The organism is Streptomyces sp. JH002, assembly GCF_050916115.1.
Classification (GTDB): Bacteria; Actinomycetota; Actinomycetes; order Streptomycetales; family Streptomycetaceae; genus Streptomyces; species Streptomyces xiamenensis.
This window is the reverse complement of record NZ_CP087989.1, coordinates 596,702-615,436: the sequence shown is the minus strand read 5'-3', so window position 1 is coordinate 615,436 and position 18,735 is coordinate 596,702. Positions and strand designations below refer to the sequence as shown.

Here is an 18,735-nt window from a genome sequence, read left to right as displayed (position 1 = left end):
CGGGGCAGCCCGGTGGGCCGCCTCTCCGCCGGCGTTTCACGCGCCAAGTGAACTACGGGAGGGGGGTATGTGCAACGCGACGGTGAACACCGTTGTCATGTGCTCTGACCTGCGGATTTCTCCTACGCCTTGGGGTGGTGGAACCGCCAGCCCTGCCACGCGGAGGACACCATCTCGGTCAGCGAGTACGAGGCGGAGAAGCCCAGCACTTCCTCGGCCCGTGCCACGGACGCCACCACCTTCGCCGGATCCCCGGGGCGCCGGTCGACCACCCTGGGCGCCGGCTTCCTCAGCCCCGTGACGTCCGCGACCAGATCGGCGATCTCCCGCACCGAGGCGCCCGTGCCGGTGCCGATGTTCACCGTCAGGTCCCGCCCCGGATCGGTCAGCGCCCGGGCCGCCGCCAGGTGCGCGTCCGCCAGATCTGCGACATGGACGTAGTCCCGCACCCCCGTGCCGTCCGGCGTCGGATAGTCGTCGCCGAAGATCAGCGGCGCCTCGCCCCGGGTCAGCCGTCCGAAGAACATCGGGATGATGTTGAACTCCCCGGTGTCCGCCAGCGCCGGCTCGCGCGCCCCGGCCACGTTGAAATACCGCAGATTGGCCGTGGCGATGCCGTGCGCCCGCCCCGCCGCCCGCACCAGCCACTCGCCGGCCAGCTTCGTCTCCCCGTACGGGTTCACCGGCACGCACGGAGTGTCCTCCGTCACCAGCTCCACGTCCGGGGTGCCGTACACCGCCGCGGAGGAGGAGAAGACGAACCGCCCCACCCCGGCCGCCACCACCGCCTCCAGCAGCACCGTCAGCCCGTGCACGTTGTCGCGGTAGTAGCCCAGCGGCTGCTCCACCGATTCCCCCGGCTGCTTGCGCGCCGCCAGGTGCACCACCCCGGTGACCTCGTAATCGGCCAGCACCCGGTCCAGCAGCGGCCGGTCGAGCACCGAACCCCGGCCCACCGGAACTCCCTTGGGCAGCCGGTCGTCCATTCCCGTGGAGAAGTTGTCCAGCACGACCACCCGCTCACCCGCCGCGGTCATGGCGTGCACCACATGTGCCCCGATGTAACCGGCTCCGCCGGTGATCAGCCAGGTCATGATCGCCAGCCTATCCGGCCCGCCACACGCCGTGCGTACCGTAGCCGCACTGTCGCGTAGTGTCATCACCGGCGCCGGTTTTGCCTCTTGGATGAACTCGGGGTTTCCTGACCACGACGCCATGCTTGCCGCACGATGGCGATCGGATAATCTCTGCCCTCGTGCAGCCCGTACGCAAGCGGGTTCTGCCCCCTCAAGGAGTGAGTTCAGCTGTCGACCGCGATTCTCACCGGTCCGCCCGTTCCCGGGTCTGTGCTCGGAGCCGACCTGACCGCGCTGGGATTCACCGTCACGGTGGCCGGCGGCACCACCGCGCTCGGCGCCGTCCTCGCGGACATCGCACCCGGTGAACGCGTCGCCCTGATCGACCCGCGCTTCGCCGGACACCGGCACAGCCTGCGCCTGGCACTCACCGACCCGCGCTTCACCGCCGCCGCCGTGCCCGGCGCGCTCACCGTCACCGCGGCGGCCCGCGGCGCCCTCGCCGCCGCCGTCGAGCGTACAAGCGCCCAGGTGCCCGCCGGTACCGGCGCCGGTACCGCCGACGAGGACCGGGACATCCTCGTCGACACCCTCACCGAGCGGCTGGCCGAGGCCGGCTGCGCCGTGCACCGCCCCGAACTGGGCCCGCTCACCGCCGCCGTGCCCCGCACCGACGACGAACGCGCCACGGCCGCCGCCGCCATCGCCGCCACCGACGAGGAAGCGGTCCGGCTGCGTTCCGCCGTCAAGTCCCGCGACGGCTTCTTCACCACCCACCTGGTCAGCCCCTACTCCCGCTACCTGGCCCGCTGGTGCGCCCGGCGCGGCCTCACCCCCAACCAGGTCACCACCGCCTCCCTGTTCACCGCGCTCATCGCGGCCGGCTGCGCCGCCACCGGCACCCGCGCCGGCTTCGTCGCGGCCGGCGCGCTGCTGCTGCTCTCCTTCGTGCTGGACTGCACCGACGGCCAGCTCGCCCGCTACGCGCTCAAGTACTCCACCCTCGGCGCCTGGCTGGACGCCACCTTCGACCGCGCCAAGGAGTACGCCTACTACGCCGGCCTCGCCCTCGGGGCGGCCCGCGGCGGCGAGGACGTGTGGGCGCTGGCGCTGGGCGCCATGATCCTCCAGACCTGCCGCCACATCGTCGACTTCTCCTTCAACGAGGCCAACGCCGCCACCACCGGCACCGGTTCCGCAAACGCCTCCAGCCCCGCCGCCGCGCTCTCCGGCCGGCTGGACTCCATCGGCTGGACCGTGTGGGCCCGCCGCATGATCGTGCTGCCCATCGGCGAACGCTGGGCCCTGATCGCCGTGCTCACGGCGCTCACCACCCCCCGCATCACCCTGATCGTCCTGATGGCCGCCGGTAGCTTCGCCGCCTGTTACACCACCGCCGGCCGCCTGCTGCGCTCCCGCCGCAAGGCCACCGGCGGCCAGGACGCGGCCCGCGCCCTGGCCGGGCTCACCGACAACGGCCCGCTCGCCGAGGCCGCCGCCCGCCTGCCCCTGCCCGGGGCCGGCGGCGCGCTGAGTGCCCCGCTGTGGGCCGGGCTCGGCACCGTCGCGCTGATCGGCATACTCCTGCTGCCCGGCGTCGCCGGCGGCTGGGCCGCACTCGGCGCGGCAGCCTTCTACGCGCTGTGCGCGGGCCGCGCCACCGCCGCCCCGCTGACCCGCCCGCTGGACTGGCTGCTGCCCCCGCTGTTCCGCGCGGGGGAGTACGGCGCGGTGCTGATCCTCGCCGCCCGCAGCGACAGCCCCGGCGCCCTGCCCGCCGCCTTCGGCCTGCTGGCCGCGGTCGCCTACCACCACTACGACACCGTCTACCGGCTGCGCGGCGGCGCCGGGGCACCCCCGCGCGCCCTGGTGCGCGCGGCCGGCGGCCACGAGGGCCGCACCCTGCTGGTGGTCGCGGCAGCCGCCGCGTTCACCGGCACCGACACCTTCACCCTCGCGCTGACGGTCCTCGCGGGGGCCCTCGCGCTGCTGGTGCTGGCGGAGAGCATCCGTTTCTGGATCTCCTCCGCCGCACCCGCCGTACACGATGAGACAGGAGAACCCGCATGATCGGCCTCGTGCTGGCCGCCGGCGCCGGAAGGCGTCTGCGCCCCTACACCGACACCCTGCCCAAGGCCCTGGTGCCGGTGGTCGCACCCGACACGGCGGACTCCAGAACCGTCCTCGACCTCACCCTCGCCAACTTCGCGGAGGTCGGCCTCACCGACGCCGCCATCGTCGTCGGCTACCGCAAGGAAGCCGTGTACGAGCGCAGGGCCGACCTGGAGCGGCGCTACGGCGTCAAGCTCACCCTGGTCGAGAACGACAAGGCCGAGGAGTGGAACAACGCCTACTCCCTGTGGTGCGCCCGCGACATCATCAGCGAGGGCGTGATCCTCGCCAACGGCGACACCGTGCACCCGGCCTCCGTCGAGAAGACCCTGCTCGCCTCCCGTGCCCCCGGCCGCCACATCATCCTGGCGCTGGACACGGTCAAGAAGCTCGCCGACGAGGAGATGAAGGTCATCACCGACGCCGCGGGCGCGGTGCGGCGCATCACCAAGCTCATGCCGCCGCAGGACGCCACCGGCGAGTACATCGGCGTCACGCTCATCGAACCGGAGGCCGCCGCCGACCTCGCCGACGCCCTGCGGGTCACCTACGAGCGCGACCCGCAGCTGTACTACGAGGACGGCTACCAGGAGCTGGCCGACCGCGGCATCACCCTGTCCACCGCGCCGATCGGCGAGGTCAGCTGGGTCGAGATCGACAACCACGACGATCTCGCCCGCGGACGGGAGATCGCATGCCACTACTGACCCGCCTCATCCCCTCACCCGTCTCCGTCGACATCCGGGCCGGCGCCCTGGACAACCTCGCCGGTCTCCTCGCCGACCAGCGGATCTCCCCGTCCGGCCGGCTCGCCGTCGCCATCAGCTCCGGCTCCGGCGCCGCCCTGCGCGCGCGCCTGGAGGCCGATCTGCCGGGCGCCGACTGGTACGAGGTGGCCGGGGGCACCCTGGACGCCGCCGTGGCGCTGGGCGACGCCATGAAGGCCGGACACTACGACGCCGTGGTCGGCCTCGGCGGCGGCAAGATCATCGACGCCGCCAAGTACGCCGCCGCGCGCGTCGGGCTGCCCATGGTCGCCGTGGCCACCAACCTCGCCCACGACGGCCTGTGCTCCCCGATCTCCACCCTCGACAACGACGCCGGGCGCGGCTCCTACGGGGTACCCACCCCGATCGCCATCGTGGTGGACCTCGACGTCATCCGGGACGCCCCGGCGCGCTTCGTGCGCTCGGGCATCGGCGACGCCCTGTCCAACATCTCCGCCATCGCCGACTGGGAACTGGCCCACCGCGAGACCGGCGAGCAGATCGACGGGCTGGCCGCCGCCATGGCGCGGCAGGCCGGGCAGGCCGTCCTGCGCCACCCGGCCGGCTGCGGCGACGACGGCTTCCTCACCGTGCTCTCCGAGGGCCTGGTGCTCTCCGGCATCGCTATGTCGATCGCCGGGCACAGCCGCCCCTCCTCCGGCGCCTGCCACGAGATCTCGCACGCCCTGGACCTGCTCCACCCGCACCGCTCCGCGCCGCACGGCGAGCAGGTGGGCCTCGGGGCCGCCTTCGCCATGCACCTGCGCGGCGCCGTCGAGGAGGGAGCCCTGATCGCCGAGGTGCTGCGGCGGCACGGGCTGCCGGTCCTCCCCGACGAGATCGGCTTCAGCACCGAAGAATTCGTCCGGGCCGTGGAGTTCGCTCCGCAGACCCGGCCGGGCCGTTACACCATCCTCGAACACCTCGACCTGACCACCGACGAGATCCGGGACCGTTACGCCGACTATGTCAAAACCATCAGTAGCTGAACTCCGCCCGGTCGTGCACCCCGAAGGGGTCAAGGACCGGCGCAGCGGAGAGCACTGGGCCGGGCGCCTGTACATGCGGGAGATCTCGCTGCGCTGGACCCGGCACCTGGTCAACACCCGGATAACCCCCAACCAGCTGACGTACCTCATGGTCGTCGCCGGTGTCGCCGCCGGCGCCGTCCTGCTGGTGCCGGGCATCGCGGGCGCGCTGCTGGCCGCCCTGCTCATCCAGCTGTACCTGCTGCTGGACTGCGTGGACGGCGAGGTCGCCCGCTGGCGCGCCAAGACCTCCATCACCGGCGTCTACCTGGACCGGGTCGGCCACTACCTGGCCGAGGCCGCGCTGCTGGTCGGCTTCGGGGTACGGGCCGCCGACGTCTTCGGCGTCGAGGGCCAGAGCGCCAACTGGCTGTGGGCCTTCATCGGCACCGTCGCCGCGCTGGGCGCCATCCTCATCAAGGCCGAGACGGACCTGGTGGACGTCGCCCGCGCCCGCAGCGGACTGCCCGCCGTCAAGGACGAGGCCGCCACCCCCCGCTCCTCCGGCCTGGCGCTGGCCCGCAAGGCCGCCGCCGCGCTGAAGTTCCACCGGCTGGTGGGCGGCGTCGAGGCGTCGCTGCTGATCCTCGCCGTCGCCGTCGCCGACCTGATCCGCGGCGACCTGTTCTTCACCCGCCTCGGCGTGGCCGTGCTGGCCGCGATCGCGGTCGTCCAGACGCTGCTGCACCTGGTGTCCATCCTGGCCTCCAGCAGGCTGCGGTGAGCGCCGTGGGCACCGCGCAGCTCACCGTCGGGGCCGTGATCATCACCATGGGCACCCGGCCCGAGGAACTGCGGGCGCTGCTGGACTCGGTCGCCGCCCAGGACGGCGCCCCCGTCCAGACCGTGGTGGTCGGCAACGGCGCCCCCGTCACCGGGCTGCCCGAGGGCGTGCGCAGCGTGGAGCTCCCGGAGAACCTGGGCATCCCCGGCGGGCGCAACGTCGGCATCGAGGCCTTCGGCCCCGGCGGCGGCGACGTGGACATCCTGCTGTTCCTGGACGACGACGGGCACCTTCCGGACGCCGGCACCGCCGAAGCGGTACGGGAGGCCTTCGCCGCCGACCCGCGGCTGGGCATCGTGAGTTTCCGCATCGCCGACCCGGACACCGGCGTCACCCAGCGCCGCCACGTACCGCGGCTGCGCGCCTCCGACCCGCTGCGCTCCTCGCGGGTCACCACCTTCCTCGGCGGCGCCAACGCCGTGCGCACCCAGGTGTTCGCCCAGGTCGGCGGCCTGCCGGACGAGTTCTTCTACGCGCACGAGGAGACCGACCTGGCCTGGCGCGCCCTGGACGCGGGCTGGCAGATCGACTACCGCGCCGACCTGGTGCTGCACCACCCCACCACCGCCCCGTCCCGGCACGCCCACTACCACCGCATGGTGGCCAGGAACCGGGTCTGGCTGGCCCGGCGGAATCTGCCGCTGCTCCTGATCCCGGTCTACCTGGGCGTGTGGATGCTGCTCACCCTGCTGCGCCGGCCCTCCTGGGGCGCGCTCAAGGCGTGGTTCGGCGGATTCGCCGAGGGCTGGCGTACCCCCGCCGGGTCCCGGCGGCCGATGCGGTGGCGTACGGTATGGCGCCTGACCCGGCTGGGCCGACCTCCCGTCATCTGACAAGCTCGGGTCTGAGACCATCCAGGGGTCGGCTCACCCCCGGATCCCATACGTCTGTGCCCTGCGAGGACGAAAGTTTCAACGTTGAGTGAGACCACGCGCGCCAGCGCGCCCCCACGCGCCGTTCCGCTGGCAGAAGTGGCGGCCAGACACGGTCTGGCCGTCAGCGGCGCCAGGCCCTCCCTGCCCGCCTATGTGCGGCAACTGTGGGCCCGGCGGCATTTCATCACCGCCTTCTCCCGGGCCAAGCTCGCGGCCCAGTACAGCCAGGCGAAGCTCGGGCAGCTGTGGCAGGTGGCGACGCCGCTGCTGAACGCCCTGGTGTACTTCCTGATCTTCGGCATCATCCTGGAAGCCCGTGGCGGTATGGGCACCAAGGACTACATTCCGTTTCTGGTGGCAGGTGTCTTTGTCTTCGCCTTCACGCAGAATTCGGTCATGTCGGGAGTGAAGTCCATCTCGGGCAATCTTGGCATGGTCCGAGCGCTCCACTTCCCCCGGGCCTCCCTTCCGATCGCCTTCTCCCTCCAGCAGCTCCAGCAACTGCTGTACTCGATGATCGTGCTCGCCGTCATCACCATCGGCTTCGGGCACTACCCGAACTGGTACTGGCTGCTGATCTTCCCGGCCCTGTTCCTCCAGTTCTTCTTCAACGCCGGTCTGGCCATGATCTTCGCCCGGCTCGGCAGCCACACCCCGGACATGGCCCAGCTGATGCCGTTCGTGCTGCGCACCTGGATGTACGCCTCGGGCGTCATGTTCCCGCTGCGCGCCATGATCGAGCGCAACGACTCGATCCCGATGTGGGCGGCCGACATCATGGAGGTCAACCCCGCGGCGGTCTACATGGACCTCATCCGCTACGCCCTGATCGACAGCCCCCAGTACAGTGGCATCCCCGGCCTCACCTGGGCGTACGCCCTCGGCTGGGCGCTGCTGTTCGGCATCGGCGGCTTCGTGTACTTCTGGAAGGCGGAGGAGCGGTACGGCCGTGGCTGAGAACCCAACCCCCCTCCCGGCGGACGAGCTGGAGCGCGTTCCCACCGTCATCGCCGACGACGTGCACATCGTCTACCGCGTCTACGGCGGCGGGAACAAGGGCAACGCCACCGCCGCGCTGCGCCGCATCATCCGCCGCGAGCCCTCTTCGCGGGTCCGCGAGGTGCACGCCGTACGCGGGGTGACCTTCACCGCCTACCGGGGTGAGGCCATCGGCCTCATCGGCTCCAACGGCTCCGGCAAGTCCACCCTGCTGCGCGCCATCGCCGGGCTGCTGCCCACCGAGACCGGCCACGTCTACACCGACGGCCAGCCCTCCCTGCTCGGCGTCAACGCCGCCCTGATGAACGACCTGACCGGCGAGCGCAACGTGGTGCTCGGCGGGCTCGCCATGGGCATGACGCGCGAGCAGATCAAGGAGCGCTACCAGGGCATCGTCGACTTCTCGGGGATCAACGACAAGGGCGACTTCATCAGCCTGCCCATGCGGACCTACTCCTCGGGCATGGCGGCGCGGCTGCGGTTCTCCATCGCCGCCGCCAAGGACCACGACGTCCTGATGATCGACGAGGCGCTCGCCACCGGCGACAAGAAGTTCCAGCGCCGTTCCGAGGCCCGCATCCGCGAACTGCGCCAGCAGGCCGGCACCGTCTTCCTGGTCAGCCACAACAACAAGTCCATCCGGTCCACCTGCGACCGGGTGCTGTGGCTGGAGAAGGGCGAACTCGTCATGGACGGTCCCACCGACCAGGTCATGAAGGCCTACGAGGAAGAGACCGGAAAGTAGCGTCCCGGCACGGCCCCGGACCGCGTGTCCGGGGCCGCGCCCGTGCGCGCCCCACGGTAGAAAGACGGATATGACGACGGCCAAGGCCACCGACGCGGCCACCCACGCGGTCCTCTCCAAAGCCGCGCACGAGAACTTCCCCGTGGCCCCCGCCTTCGTCCCCCGGGCCTGGCGCGAGGACCTGATGGCGGTCTACGGCTACGCCCGCCTCGTCGACGACATCGGCGACCGCGACCTCGCCCCCGGCGGCGCCGACGCCCGCGCCCTCGGCGTGGACCCCGGGCAGGCCGACGAGCCGCTGCCCATGCTGGACGCCCTCGAAGCCGATCTGCACCGCGTCTTCGCCACCGCCCACGGCGGGCCACCGCCCCGCCACCCCCTGCTGCGCACCCTCATCCCCACCGTGCGCCGCACCGGTCTCACCGAGCGGCCCTTCCTCGACCTCATCGAGGCCAACCGGATCGACCAGCGCGTCAGCCGCTACGCCGATCACGCGCAGCTGCTCGACTACTGCACCTACTCCGCGAACCCCGTGGGGCGGCTGGTCCTGGGCATCACCGGCACCGCCACCCCCGAACGCATCCGCCGCTCCGACGCCATCTGCACCGCACTCCAGCTCATCGAGCACCTCCAGGACGTCGCCGAGGACCTCGCCCGCGACCGCATCTACCTCCCGCAGGAGGACATGCGGCGCTTCCACGTCACCGAGGCCGACCTCGCCGCCCCCACCGCCGGCGCCTCGGTACGCACCCTGGTCGCCTGTGCGACCGAACGGGCACGTAGGCTGCTCGATGAGGGCGCCCCCCTGGTGGGCAGCGTCCACGGGCGGCTGCGGCTGCTGCTCGCCGGATTCGTCGGCGGCGGCAGGGCGGCGGCCCAGGCCATCGCCGACGCCGGCTACGACGTCCTGGCATCCGCGCCGAAACCCACCAAGAGCGGCCTGCTGTACGCGGCGGGAACGACACTGCGACGAGGGACGTGAGGGTAGTAACCCGTGAAGACCGCGTGAGACACCGCCCGCCCCTGCCCTCCGCCGTACTGGCCTCCTACCACTACTGCGAGACCATCACCGGGCAGCAGGCGAGAAACTTCGCCTACGGCATCCGGCTGCTGCCCACCGCGCAGCGCCGCGCCCTGTCGGCCCTGTACGCGTTCGCCCGCCGCGTCGACGACATCGGCGACGGCACCCTGGACCCGGAGACCAAGCGGACCCGGCTGCTGGAGTGCCGCGACCTGCTGGAGCGGGTCCGCTCCGGCAGCGTCCCCGACGACGCCACCGACCCGGTCGCGCTTGCCCTCGCGCACGCCTCCCGGACCTTTCCCATCCCGCTCGGCGGCCTCGACGAACTCATCGACGGCGTTCTGATGGACGTCCGCGGTCACACCTACGAGAACTGGGACGACCTGCGGTTCTACTGCCGCTGCGTGGCCGGCGCCATCGGCCGGCTCTCGCTCGGCGTCTTCGGCACCGTCCCCGGCGTACGCGGCGCGGCCCGGGCCCCCGAGTACGCGGACACCCTGGGCCTGGCGCTCCAGCTCACCAACATCCTGCGCGACGTGCGCGAGGACGCCGGCAACGGCCGCGTCTACCTGCCCGCCGAGGACCTGCGCAAGTTCGCCTGCCCCGAGACGGCCGAGGACCTGCGCCGGTACCCGCCGCCGCACGGCGCCGACTTCACCAACCTGGTCCGCTTCCAGATCGAGCGTGCCAGGGAACTGTTCGCCGAGGGATTCAAGCTGCTGCCCATGCTCGACCGCCGCTCCGGCGCGTGCGTCGCCGCCATGGCCGGCATCTACCACCGCCTGCTGGACCGCATCGCCGAGGACCCCGCCGCCGTCCTGCGCGGCCGCGTTGCCCTGCCCGCACCGGAGAAGGCCCTGGTCGCGGTACGCGGACTGACCGGCATGGACGCCCGCCGCATCGCCCGGCAGGCCCACCCGTGACCAGCGCCCTGGTCATCGGCGGCGGCCTGGCCGGCACCACCGCCGCGCTCGCGCTCGCCGACCGCGGCATGACCGTCACCCTCACCGAAGCCCGTCCCCGGCTCGGCGGACTCGCCTTCTCCTTCACCCGCGACAGCCCCGCCGGAGCGCTGACCGTCGACAACGGCCAGCACGTCTACCTGCGCTGCTGCACCGCCTACCAGGGGTTCCTGCGCCGTGTGGGCGGCGCCGCGCTCGCACCGGTGCAACGCCGCATGGAGGTCCCGGTCCTGCACGCGGGCACCCGCCGCCTCGGCCGGCTGCGCCGCACCGCCGCCCCCGTACCCCTGCACCTGGCCGGCGGCCTCGCCCGCTACCCGCACCTCGGCCTCGCCGAACGCGCCTCGGTGGGCCGTGCCGCCCTCGCGCTGCGCCGCCTGGACCCCGCCGACCCCGCCCTGGACGGCGAGAGCTTCGGCGACTGGCTGCACCGGCACGGCCAGAACGCGGCCACCGTCGCGGCGCTGTGGGACCTCGTCGGCGTCGCCACCCTCAACGCCCGCGCCCACGACGTCTCCCTCGCCCTGGCCGCCAAGGTCTTCCGCACCGGACTGCTCACCACGCCCGGTGCCGCCGACATCGGCCTCCCCGAGGTACCGCTGGGCCGGCTGCACGACACCCTGGCCGCCGCCGCCCTGGACCGCGCCGGGGTACGCACGCTGCTCGCCACCAAGGCCCGCACCCTGCACCGCGACGAAGAGGGCGGCGGCTGGCGCGCCGGACTGACCGGCCGCGACGACGCCCCGCACACCCTGACCGCCGATGTCGTGGTCCTCGCCGTGCCGCAGCGCGAGGCCCACGGCCTGCTGCCGTCCGGAGCGCTGCACGACCCCGACCGGCTGCTCGCCCTCACCGACTCCCCGATCCTCAACGTCCACGTGGTGTACGACCGGCAGGTCATGGGCGTCCCCTTCCTCGCCGCGCTCGACAGCCCCGTGCAGTGGGTCTTCGACCGCACCGCGCCCTCCGGGCTCACCTCGGGGCAGTACCTCGCGCTCTCCCAGTCCGCGGCCGGCGAGGAGATCGACCTGCCCGCCAAGGTGCTGCGCAAGCGGTACCTCCCCGAACTGGAGCGGCTGCTGCCGCGCGCCGCCCACGCCGGGGTACGCGACTTCTTCGTCACCCGCGAACGCACCGCCACCTTCGCCCCGGCCCCCGGCACCGCCCGGCTGCGCCCGCCCGCCGTCACCGGCGCCCGCGGGCTGTTCCTGGCCGGCGCCTGGACCGCCACCGGCTGGCCCGCCACCATGGAGGGCGCGGTGCGCAGCGGACTGGCCGCCGCCCGCGCCGCGGCGGCGTGACCCGCTCGTGGCGAGCGGGACCGGCCCCGGGCCGGCCCCAGGTACGCTCGAAGCCGGATGCCCGGCGAGCGAGGCTGCACCGGGGGGTATCCGCCGGCCGCCGGCCGGAGCCACTGCGGAACGCTCCGCGAGGGTCCATCACGAGGAGGGCCTGGCACCCGCTCACCGCCACATCCGCGATATCCGCAGTACTGGAGAACAGAACCCCATGAGTCAGACCGCGGTCAACGCCCTGCTGGAACGCGGGCGCACCCTCACCACCCCCGCGCTGCGCGCCGCCGTCGACCGGCTGGCCCCGCCCATGAACACGGTGGCCGCGTACCACTTCGGCTGGATCGACGCGCACGGTCAGGAGTCCGCGAGCGACGGCGGCAAGGCGGTCCGCCCCGCACTGGCCCTGCTGTCCGCGGAGGCCGCCGGGGCCGCCCCGGAGACCGGCGTGCCCGGCGCCGTCGCCGTCGAGCTGGTGCACAACTTCTCCCTGCTGCACGACGATCTGATGGACGGCGACGAGCAGCGCCGGCACCGCGACACCGTCTGGAAGGCGCACGGCCCCGCCCAGGCCATCCTGGTCGGCGACGCGCTGTTCGCCATCTCCCACGAGGTGCTGCTGGAGGTCGGGGGAGAGGGCGCCGCGCGCGCCGCCCGCCGGCTGGCCGTCGCCTCCCGCAAGCTCATCGACGGGCAGGCCCAGGACATCTCCTTCGAGCACCGGGAGTTCGTCTCGGTCGCCGAATGCCTGGAGATGGAGGGGAACAAGACCGGCGCCCTGCTCGCCTGCGCCGCCTCCATCGGCGCGGTGCTCGGCGGCGCGGACGACACCACCGCCGACGCGCTGGAGTGTTACGGCCACCATCTGGGCCTCGCCTTCCAGGCCGTGGACGACCTGCTGGGCATCTGGGGCGACCCGGCCGCCACCGGCAAGCAGACCTGGAGCGATCTGCGGCAGCGCAAGAAGTCGCTGCCGGTCGCCGCGGCCGTGGCCGCCGACGGTGCCGCGGCCCGGCAGCTGACCGCGCTGCTGACCGCCGACGCCAAGAAGAGCGAGGAGGAGTTCGCGGACTTCGACGAGGCGGAGTTCGCCGCCCGCGCCGCGCTCATCGAGGAGGCCGGCGGCCGGCGGTGGACCGCGGACGAGGCCCGCCGCCAGCACGACACCGCGCTGCGCGCCCTGGACGGACTCGGGATGCCGGACACCGTACGCGAACAGCTCGTGGACCTGGCCGACTTCATCGTCATCCGCGAGAAGTAGCGGCCCGGCGGCCGATGGAAGGCGAGCTGTTCGGCCGCCCGCCGGCCGAGATCGCGCCCGGAGCCGTGCATCTGCCCGGCTGGCTGACCCCCGGCGAGCAGCGCGCCCTGCTGGCCGACTGCCGCCGCTGGGCGAGGCCGCCCGCCGGACTGCGCACCGTACGCATGCCGCGCGGCGGGGAGATGTCGGTACGCCAGCTGAGCCTGGGGTGGCACTGGTATCCCTACGGCTACGCCCGCACCGTGGTCGACGGTGACGGCGCCCCGGTGAAGCCGTTCCCGGCCGAGCTGGGCCGGCTGGCGGAGCGGGCGGTGGCCGAGGCCGCACTGCCGGCGGCCGGGGCCCCGTACGACATCGCCCTCATCAACTTCTACGACGCGCAGGCCCGGATGGGCATGCACCGCGACAGCGACGAACGCTCGACCGCCCCCGTGGTCTCGCTGAGCCTGGGCGACAGCTGCGTCTTCCGCTTCGGCACCCCGCACGGCAGGGGCCGGCCCTGGGTCGACACGGAGCTGCGCAGCGGCGACGCGTTCGTCTTCGGCGCCGCGTCCCGCCCGGCGTACCACGGTGTCCCGCGCACCCATCCGGGCACGGCCCCGCCCGCGCTCGGCCTGACCGGACGTCTCAACATCACCCTGCGCGTCTCGGGACTGACGGACTGAGATTGACGGACCGCGCCGTCGCCCGGGGCCGGCGGCGGGCGGCATCCGGCCGGCGCACGCCGGTCCGCGCGCCCCCTTCCACCCGGCCCGTTTCCCCCGCTCGGGACCGGCTTCCCGACCGTGATGCGCGCGGGGGAAGCGACCCTTCACCCCCAGGGGGTCAATCCCACGCCCCGCGTATTCACTCATTGGGAGCTGGCGAGGGGTGGCGATTGCTCAAACCAGGGGCGGGCAGCGGTCAGTTGACGCTTAGCGTGGGCACCGGCACACAGAGCCACTCGTTCGCGGTGGCCATCCTCCGCCCACGAGAATCCGAAGGACCCCGATGCCCGAACCCAGCAGCCAACGGGCGCTCACCGGAAGCGGCCTCGCCGCTCCCGCCGCCCCGCCACGGCCCCACCCCGCACGGGGCCGACTGCTGCGCCTGGCCGTGCTGCCCGCCGCGCTGGTGGCCGCCTTCGGCGCCGCCGCCGTGCTCGCCGTCCAGCGCCTCGCCCACCCGGCCCCGTTACTGGTGGCCGCCGTCCTGTGCGCCGGCGCCGTCATCGCCGGGGCCGCCGCGACCGCGGTGGGCGAGGCGAAGATCCAGGCCGCCCGGCACGCCGCCCTGGGGCGCCGGCTGGCCCGGCACCGCGCCGAACTCACCGCCCTGCCCACCCGCCCCGCCCGGCGCCGGGACACCGCCGCCACCGGCACCGGGCCGGGCTCCGGGCCGCGTACCGACAGCCTGGCCGCCCTCGGCCACGAGATCGACGCCCACCGGCACGCCGCCGAGGCCGCCATCGCCCACGCGCTCACCCTCACCCCCGGCGCGGCCCCCGGCACCGACGAGAAGATCGCGGTCTTCGTCAATCTCGCCCGCCGGATGCAGAACTTCGTCCACCGCCAGCTCGAACACCTCGACGAGCTGGAACACGAGGTCGAGGACCCCGACCTGCTCAAGGGCCTCTTCCACATCGACCACCTCGCCACCCGCATCCGCCGGCACGCCGAGAACCTCGCGGTTCTGGGCGGTGCCGTCTCCCGCCGCCAGTGGACCCGCCCGGTGGCCCTCACCGAGGTGCTGCGTTCGTGCATCGCCGAGGTCGAGCAGTACACCCGGGTCAAGCTGGTGCCACCGATCGAGGGCACCGTCCGCGGCCACGCCGTCGCCGACGTCATCCACCTGCTCGCCGAACTCGTCGAGAACGCCACCCTCTACTCCGCCCCGCAGACCCGTGTCCTGCTGCGCGTCCAGCGGGTCACCGCCGGCCTGGCCATCGAGGTCGAGGACCGCGGCCTGGGCATGACCGACGCCGAACAGAGCCGGATGAACGCCGTGCTGGCCGGCGCCGAGCCCTTCGACGTCGCCGAACTCCTGGAGGACGGCCGGGTCGGTCTGTTCGTCGTGTCCACCCTCGCCCGCCGCCACGACATCGTCGTCCAGCTCCAGAGCAACATCTACGGCGGCGTCCAGGCCGTTCTGGTCCTCCCCGAGGACCTGCTGGGCGACGAGTCCGAGGGCCAGTTCGTACCGGGACCGCCGCGCCACCGGGGAACCCCCGCCGAGCCCGTGATCACCACCACCGTGACCACCCGCGCCGCGCCGAACGTCTGCACCGCGCCCCCCGTCCGGCCCCAGCTGCCGCGCCGCAGACGCCAGCAGCACCTGGTACCCCAACTGCGCGACATCACCCCGCCCGTGCCGGGGCTCGCCGCCTCGCTCGCCGCCGAACGCGACCACGACCACGATCACGGCCGCCGGCACGACGCCGAGCAGGACCCCGACCCGGACCCCGGCCTGATGGCCGCCTTCCGGCGCGGCACCAGCCTCGCCGAGAACCCCGACGAGCACGAGTGACCCGCGAGGAGAACGACACGACCATGGTGAGCGAAGTGCCCCTGGGCCCGGCGGAGACCGATCTGTCCTGGCTGCTGAGCGGCCTCGTCGAGCGGGTGCCGCACGCGCGCAGCGCCGTGCTGCTGTCCATCGACGGGCTGGTGACCGCCGCCCACGGCCTGGAATCGTCCGGCGCCGACCATCTGGCCGCCCTCGCCGCCGGTCTGTACGGGCTCGCCCGCAGCGCCGGCGCCCGCTTCGGCGATCCCGGCGAGGTACGCCAGGTCGTCGTGGAGATCGAACACACGCTGCTGTTCGTCTCCAGCGCGGGCACCGGCGCCTGCCTGGCCGTCATCGCCGCCCGGGAGGCCGATCCGGCCGTCCTCGGCTACGAGATGGCCATGCTGGTCAAGAGCGTGCGTCCGGCCCTGGGCACCGCGCCCCGGCAGCCGGCGGGACAGTGACCCGATGCCAGAACCCCGACCGGAGCCCTGGCTCGACGACGACGCGGGCGCCCTGGTGCGCCCCTTCACCGCCACGGGTGGCCGCACCAGGCCCGCCGCGGAGCTCGATCTGATGACGCTGGTACGGGCCACCGGCGCCGACGTGCGCGGCCCGGCGGTGCCCGAGCATGACCAGATGCTGGCGCTGTGCCGCCGCCCCGTCTCGGTCGCCGAACTCGCCGCACACGTCCGGCTGCCCGTCACCCTCACCAAGGTGCTGCTGTCCGACCTGCTGGAACGCGGCGCGGTGACCACCCGGGCCCCCGAACTGACGCTCCATCAACCCATGGACAAAGACCTGTTGGAGGCGGTCCTGCATGGACTCCGCAAACGGCTGTGACCCCTTCCCCACGGCGGTGAAGATCCTCATCGCGGGCGGATTCGGAGTCGGCAAGACCACCTTCGTGGGTGCCGTCAGCGAGATCGAGCCGCTCAGCACCGAGGAGATCCTCACCGAGGTGAGCGCCGCCACCGACAATCTGGAGGGTGTCGAGCGCAAGACCTCCACCACCGTCGCCATGGACTTCGGCCGGATCACCCTGGACAACCACCATGTGCTGTACCTGTTCGGCACCCCGGGGCAGGAGCGGTTCTGGTTCATGTGGAACGAGCTGTGCCACGGCGCGCTGGGCGCCGTGGTGCTGGCCGACACCCGGCGTCTGGAGGAGAGCTTCCCCGCGGTGGACTTCTTCGAGCGGCGCGGCGTCGGCTTCGTCATCGCCGTCAACGAGTTCGACGGCGCGCACCGGTACGCCGTCCCCGAGATCCGCGCCGCCATGGACCTCAATCCGCAGGTGCCCATCGTGCTGTGCGACGCCCGGCAGTCCGCCTCCGGAACCCAGGTCCTGGTCACCCTCATCCAGCATCTGATCGACGCGCGCGGCCCCCGGCCGGCCGACGACGCACGGCCCCAGCCCTCCGGCGTACGCCCCTGACCCGGCGGTCCTCCCGCACGGCCCCCACACGGGCCGGTCGGATCGAGATTCGCCGTACAGCACGGCGCCGCCCGCCGGACCGGGGAAGGTCCGGCGGGCGGCGCCCGGGCGTGAAGCCTGCGGCTCCCTCTTACTCCTCGGCGCCGCCGAAGCGCTCCCGGTAGCCCGCCAGATCGTCCTCGGTGATCTTGGCGAACAGCACCGGGGGCACCGTGAACGCGGTGCCCGCCGTGATCGTGTCCAGAGCGGTGGCCTGCTCGGGCGTCACCCAGCCACCGGCGTCCGCGACACCGAACACCGAGCGCAGCACGGCGGCCGAGGCCGGGATGACCGGCTCGGAGACCACCGCGTACAGCTGGATCAGGTTCATCGCGGTGCGCAGCGTCAGCGCCGCCGCCTCCGGGTCGCTCTTGATCTCCAGCCAGGGGGCCTTCTCCTCCAGGTAGGAGTTGCCCGCGCTCCACAGGGCGCGCAGCGCGAAGGTCGCCTTGCGGAACTGGAGCGCCTCCAGGTGCTCCTCGTACTCGGCCAGCAGCCGCGCCACCTCCGCGCCCAGGCGGGCCTCGGCCTCACCGGCCGCGTGCCCGGCCGGCACCTCGTCGCCGAACCGCTTGCGCGAGAACGTCAGCACGCGGTTGACGAAGTTGCCCAGGGTGTCCGCCAGGTCCTTGTTGACGATCGCGGAGAAGTGCTCCCAGGAGAACGAGGCGTCGTCCGACTCGGGGGCGCTCGCCATCAGGAAGTACCGCCAGTAGTCGGCGGGCAGCAGCTCCAGCGCGTCGTCGATGAAGATGCCGCGGTTCTGCGAGGTGGAGAACTTGCCGCCGTAGTACGTCAGCCAGTTGAACGCCTTGACGTAGTCGACCTTCTTCCACGGCTCCCGGGTGCCCAGCTCGGTGGCCGGGAACATCACCGTGTGGAAGGGCACGTTGTCCTTGGCCATGAACTCGGTGTAGCGCACCGATCCGGCCGCGTCCGCCCCCGTACCCGTGCCGAACCACCACGAGCGCCAGTCGCGGCTCTCGCCGTCCCCGGCCGCGTCCGCCCACTCCTTGGTGGCACCGATGTAGCCGATCGGCGCGTCGAACCAGACGTAGAAGACCTTGCCCTCGGCGGCCAGCTCCGGCCACACATCGGCCGGCACCGGCACCCCCCACTCCAGGTCGCGGGTGATCGCCCGGTCGTGCAGCCCCTCGGTCAGCCACTTGCGGGCGATGGAGGAGGCCAGCACCGGCCACTCCTTGCCCGCCTCGTCGACGAACGCCTCGACCTCGCCCTCCAGCTTCGACTGGAGCAGGAACAGATGCGTGGTCTCACGGATCTCCAGCTCGGTGCTGCCGGAGACCGCCGAGCGCGGGTCGAGCAGATCGGTGGGGTCCAGCACCCGGGTGCAGTTCTCGCACTGGTCGCCGCGGGCCGCCTCGTAACCGCAGAACGGGCAGGTCCCCACGATGTAGCGGTCGGGCAGGAAGCGCTCGTCCGCCAGCGAGTACACCTGGCGGGTGGAGCGCTCCTCGATGAAGCCGTTGGCCTTCAGCTGCCGCGCGAAATGCTGGGTGATCTCGATGTTCTGCGCCGAGGAGGTACGGCCGAAGTAGTCGAAGGACAGACCGAAACCGTCGTACACCGCCTTCTGCGCGTCGTGCTGGCGGGCACAGAACTCGGCCACCGGCAGCCCCGCCGTCTTGGCGGCCAGCTCCGCCGGGGTGCCGTGCTCGTCGGTGGCGCAGATGTACAGCACCTCGTGGCCGCGCTGCCGCAGATAGCGCGAGTACACATCCGCCGGGAGCATCGAGCCGACCATGTTCCCCAGGTGCTTGATCCCGTTGATGTACGGCAGCGCACTGGTGATGAGGTGTCGGGTCATCCTCGGATGCTCCAATGGTGAGAG

The 18,735-nt window shown here is 72.7% G+C and carries 18 protein-coding genes; 16 read left to right on the top strand and 2 right to left on the bottom strand.

The window, feature by feature from the left end:
• Positions 1 to 122: 122 nt before the first annotated feature.
• On the bottom strand, positions 123 to 1,094 hold the full coding sequence (gene galE, locus H7827_RS02470) for a UDP-glucose 4-epimerase GalE (RefSeq protein WP_432742280.1): 972 nt from the start codon (positions 1,092 to 1,094) through the stop codon (positions 123 to 125).
• 210 nt (positions 1,095 to 1,304) lie between these two features.
• Here galE and H7827_RS02465 point away from each other — a divergent pair, with 210 nt between their 5' ends.
• The 16 genes from H7827_RS02465 to H7827_RS02390 all read left to right on the top strand — a co-directional run bounded on the left by H7827_RS02465 (position 1,305) and on the right by H7827_RS02390 (position 16,844).
• On the top strand, positions 1,305 to 3,146 hold the full coding sequence (locus H7827_RS02465) for a DUF5941 domain-containing protein (RefSeq protein ID WP_432747923.1): 1,842 nt from the start codon (positions 1,305 to 1,307) through the stop codon (positions 3,144 to 3,146).
• Entirely contained in the window at positions 3,143 to 3,895 is a 753-nt protein-coding gene (locus H7827_RS02460; protein ID WP_030731531.1) for a sugar phosphate nucleotidyltransferase, read from the top strand. The genes H7827_RS02465 and H7827_RS02460 overlap by 4 nt, the downstream gene beginning before the upstream one ends.
• On the top strand, positions 3,883 to 4,944 hold the full coding sequence (locus H7827_RS02455) for an iron-containing alcohol dehydrogenase family protein (RefSeq protein WP_200362878.1): 1,062 nt from the start codon (positions 3,883 to 3,885) through the stop codon (positions 4,942 to 4,944). Before H7827_RS02460 ends, H7827_RS02455 begins: the two co-directional genes overlap by 13 nt.
• The gene (locus tag H7827_RS02450) at positions 4,922 to 5,707 is read left to right on the top strand and encodes a CDP-alcohol phosphatidyltransferase family protein (RefSeq protein ID WP_200362877.1); all 786 of its coding nucleotides are present in this window, start codon (positions 4,922 to 4,924) and stop codon (positions 5,705 to 5,707) included. Before H7827_RS02455 ends, H7827_RS02450 begins: the two co-directional genes overlap by 23 nt.
• A gap of 47 nt (positions 5,708 to 5,754) precedes the next feature.
• The gene (locus H7827_RS02445; RefSeq protein WP_432747922.1) at positions 5,755 to 6,600 is read left to right on the top strand and encodes a glycosyltransferase family 2 protein; all 846 of its coding nucleotides are present in this window, start codon (positions 5,755 to 5,757) and stop codon (positions 6,598 to 6,600) included.
• A gap of 84 nt (positions 6,601 to 6,684) precedes the next feature.
• Positions 6,685 to 7,599, top strand: coding sequence for an ABC transporter permease (locus H7827_RS02440; RefSeq protein ID WP_432742277.1), 915 nt, complete (start codon positions 6,685 to 6,687; stop codon positions 7,597 to 7,599).
• Positions 7,592 to 8,386: an ABC transporter ATP-binding protein gene (locus tag H7827_RS02435; RefSeq protein ID WP_046725176.1), complete on the top strand. Its 795-nt coding sequence runs from the start codon at positions 7,592 to 7,594 to the stop codon at positions 8,384 to 8,386. Before H7827_RS02440 ends, H7827_RS02435 begins: the two co-directional genes overlap by 8 nt.
• Positions 8,387 to 8,456: 70 nt before the next feature.
• Positions 8,457 to 9,368 carry a squalene synthase HpnC gene (gene hpnC, locus H7827_RS02430; RefSeq protein ID WP_432742274.1) on the top strand — a complete coding sequence of 304 codons (912 nt, stop codon included), beginning with the start codon at positions 8,457 to 8,459 and terminating at the stop codon, positions 9,366 to 9,368.
• A 23-nt stretch (positions 9,369 to 9,391) separates the two neighbouring features.
• Positions 9,392 to 10,330, top strand: a complete 939-nt coding sequence (hpnD, locus tag H7827_RS02425; protein WP_432742272.1) for a presqualene diphosphate synthase HpnD — start codon at positions 9,392 to 9,394, stop codon at positions 10,328 to 10,330.
• Positions 10,327 to 11,670: a hydroxysqualene dehydroxylase HpnE gene (hpnE, locus tag H7827_RS02420; RefSeq protein ID WP_432742270.1), complete on the top strand. Its 1,344-nt coding sequence runs from the start codon at positions 10,327 to 10,329 to the stop codon at positions 11,668 to 11,670. Before hpnD ends, hpnE begins: the two co-directional genes overlap by 4 nt.
• Before the next feature lie 208 nt (positions 11,671 to 11,878).
• Entirely contained in the window at positions 11,879 to 12,922 is a 1,044-nt protein-coding gene (locus H7827_RS02415; protein WP_432742268.1) for a polyprenyl synthetase family protein, read from the top strand.
• 14 nt (positions 12,923 to 12,936) lie between these two features.
• A complete protein-coding gene (locus H7827_RS02410) occupies positions 12,937 to 13,587 on the top strand; it encodes an alpha-ketoglutarate-dependent dioxygenase AlkB family protein (RefSeq protein WP_432742266.1) in 651 nt (216 codons plus the stop codon).
• 325 nt (positions 13,588 to 13,912) lie between these two features.
• Positions 13,913 to 15,427: a sensor histidine kinase gene (locus H7827_RS02405; RefSeq protein WP_432742264.1), complete on the top strand. Its 1,515-nt coding sequence runs from the start codon at positions 13,913 to 13,915 to the stop codon at positions 15,425 to 15,427.
• 23 nt (positions 15,428 to 15,450) lie between these two features.
• On the top strand, positions 15,451 to 15,870 hold the full coding sequence (locus H7827_RS02400; RefSeq protein WP_432747921.1) for a roadblock/LC7 domain-containing protein: 420 nt from the start codon (positions 15,451 to 15,453) through the stop codon (positions 15,868 to 15,870).
• A gap of 4 nt (positions 15,871 to 15,874) precedes the next feature.
• The gene (locus H7827_RS02395; RefSeq protein ID WP_432742262.1) at positions 15,875 to 16,249 is read left to right on the top strand and encodes a DUF742 domain-containing protein; all 375 of its coding nucleotides are present in this window, start codon (positions 15,875 to 15,877) and stop codon (positions 16,247 to 16,249) included.
• Positions 16,227 to 16,844: a GTP-binding protein gene (locus H7827_RS02390; protein ID WP_386540054.1), complete on the top strand. Its 618-nt coding sequence runs from the start codon at positions 16,227 to 16,229 to the stop codon at positions 16,842 to 16,844. The genes H7827_RS02395 and H7827_RS02390 overlap by 23 nt, the downstream gene beginning before the upstream one ends.
• 130 nt (positions 16,845 to 16,974) lie before the next feature.
• On the opposite strand, the gene metG is transcribed toward H7827_RS02390, so the two are convergent.
• Positions 16,975 to 18,711, bottom strand: coding sequence for a methionine--tRNA ligase (gene metG / locus H7827_RS02385; protein ID WP_432742260.1), 1,737 nt, complete (start codon positions 18,709 to 18,711; stop codon positions 16,975 to 16,977).
• Positions 18,712 to 18,735 lie beyond the last annotated feature (24 nt).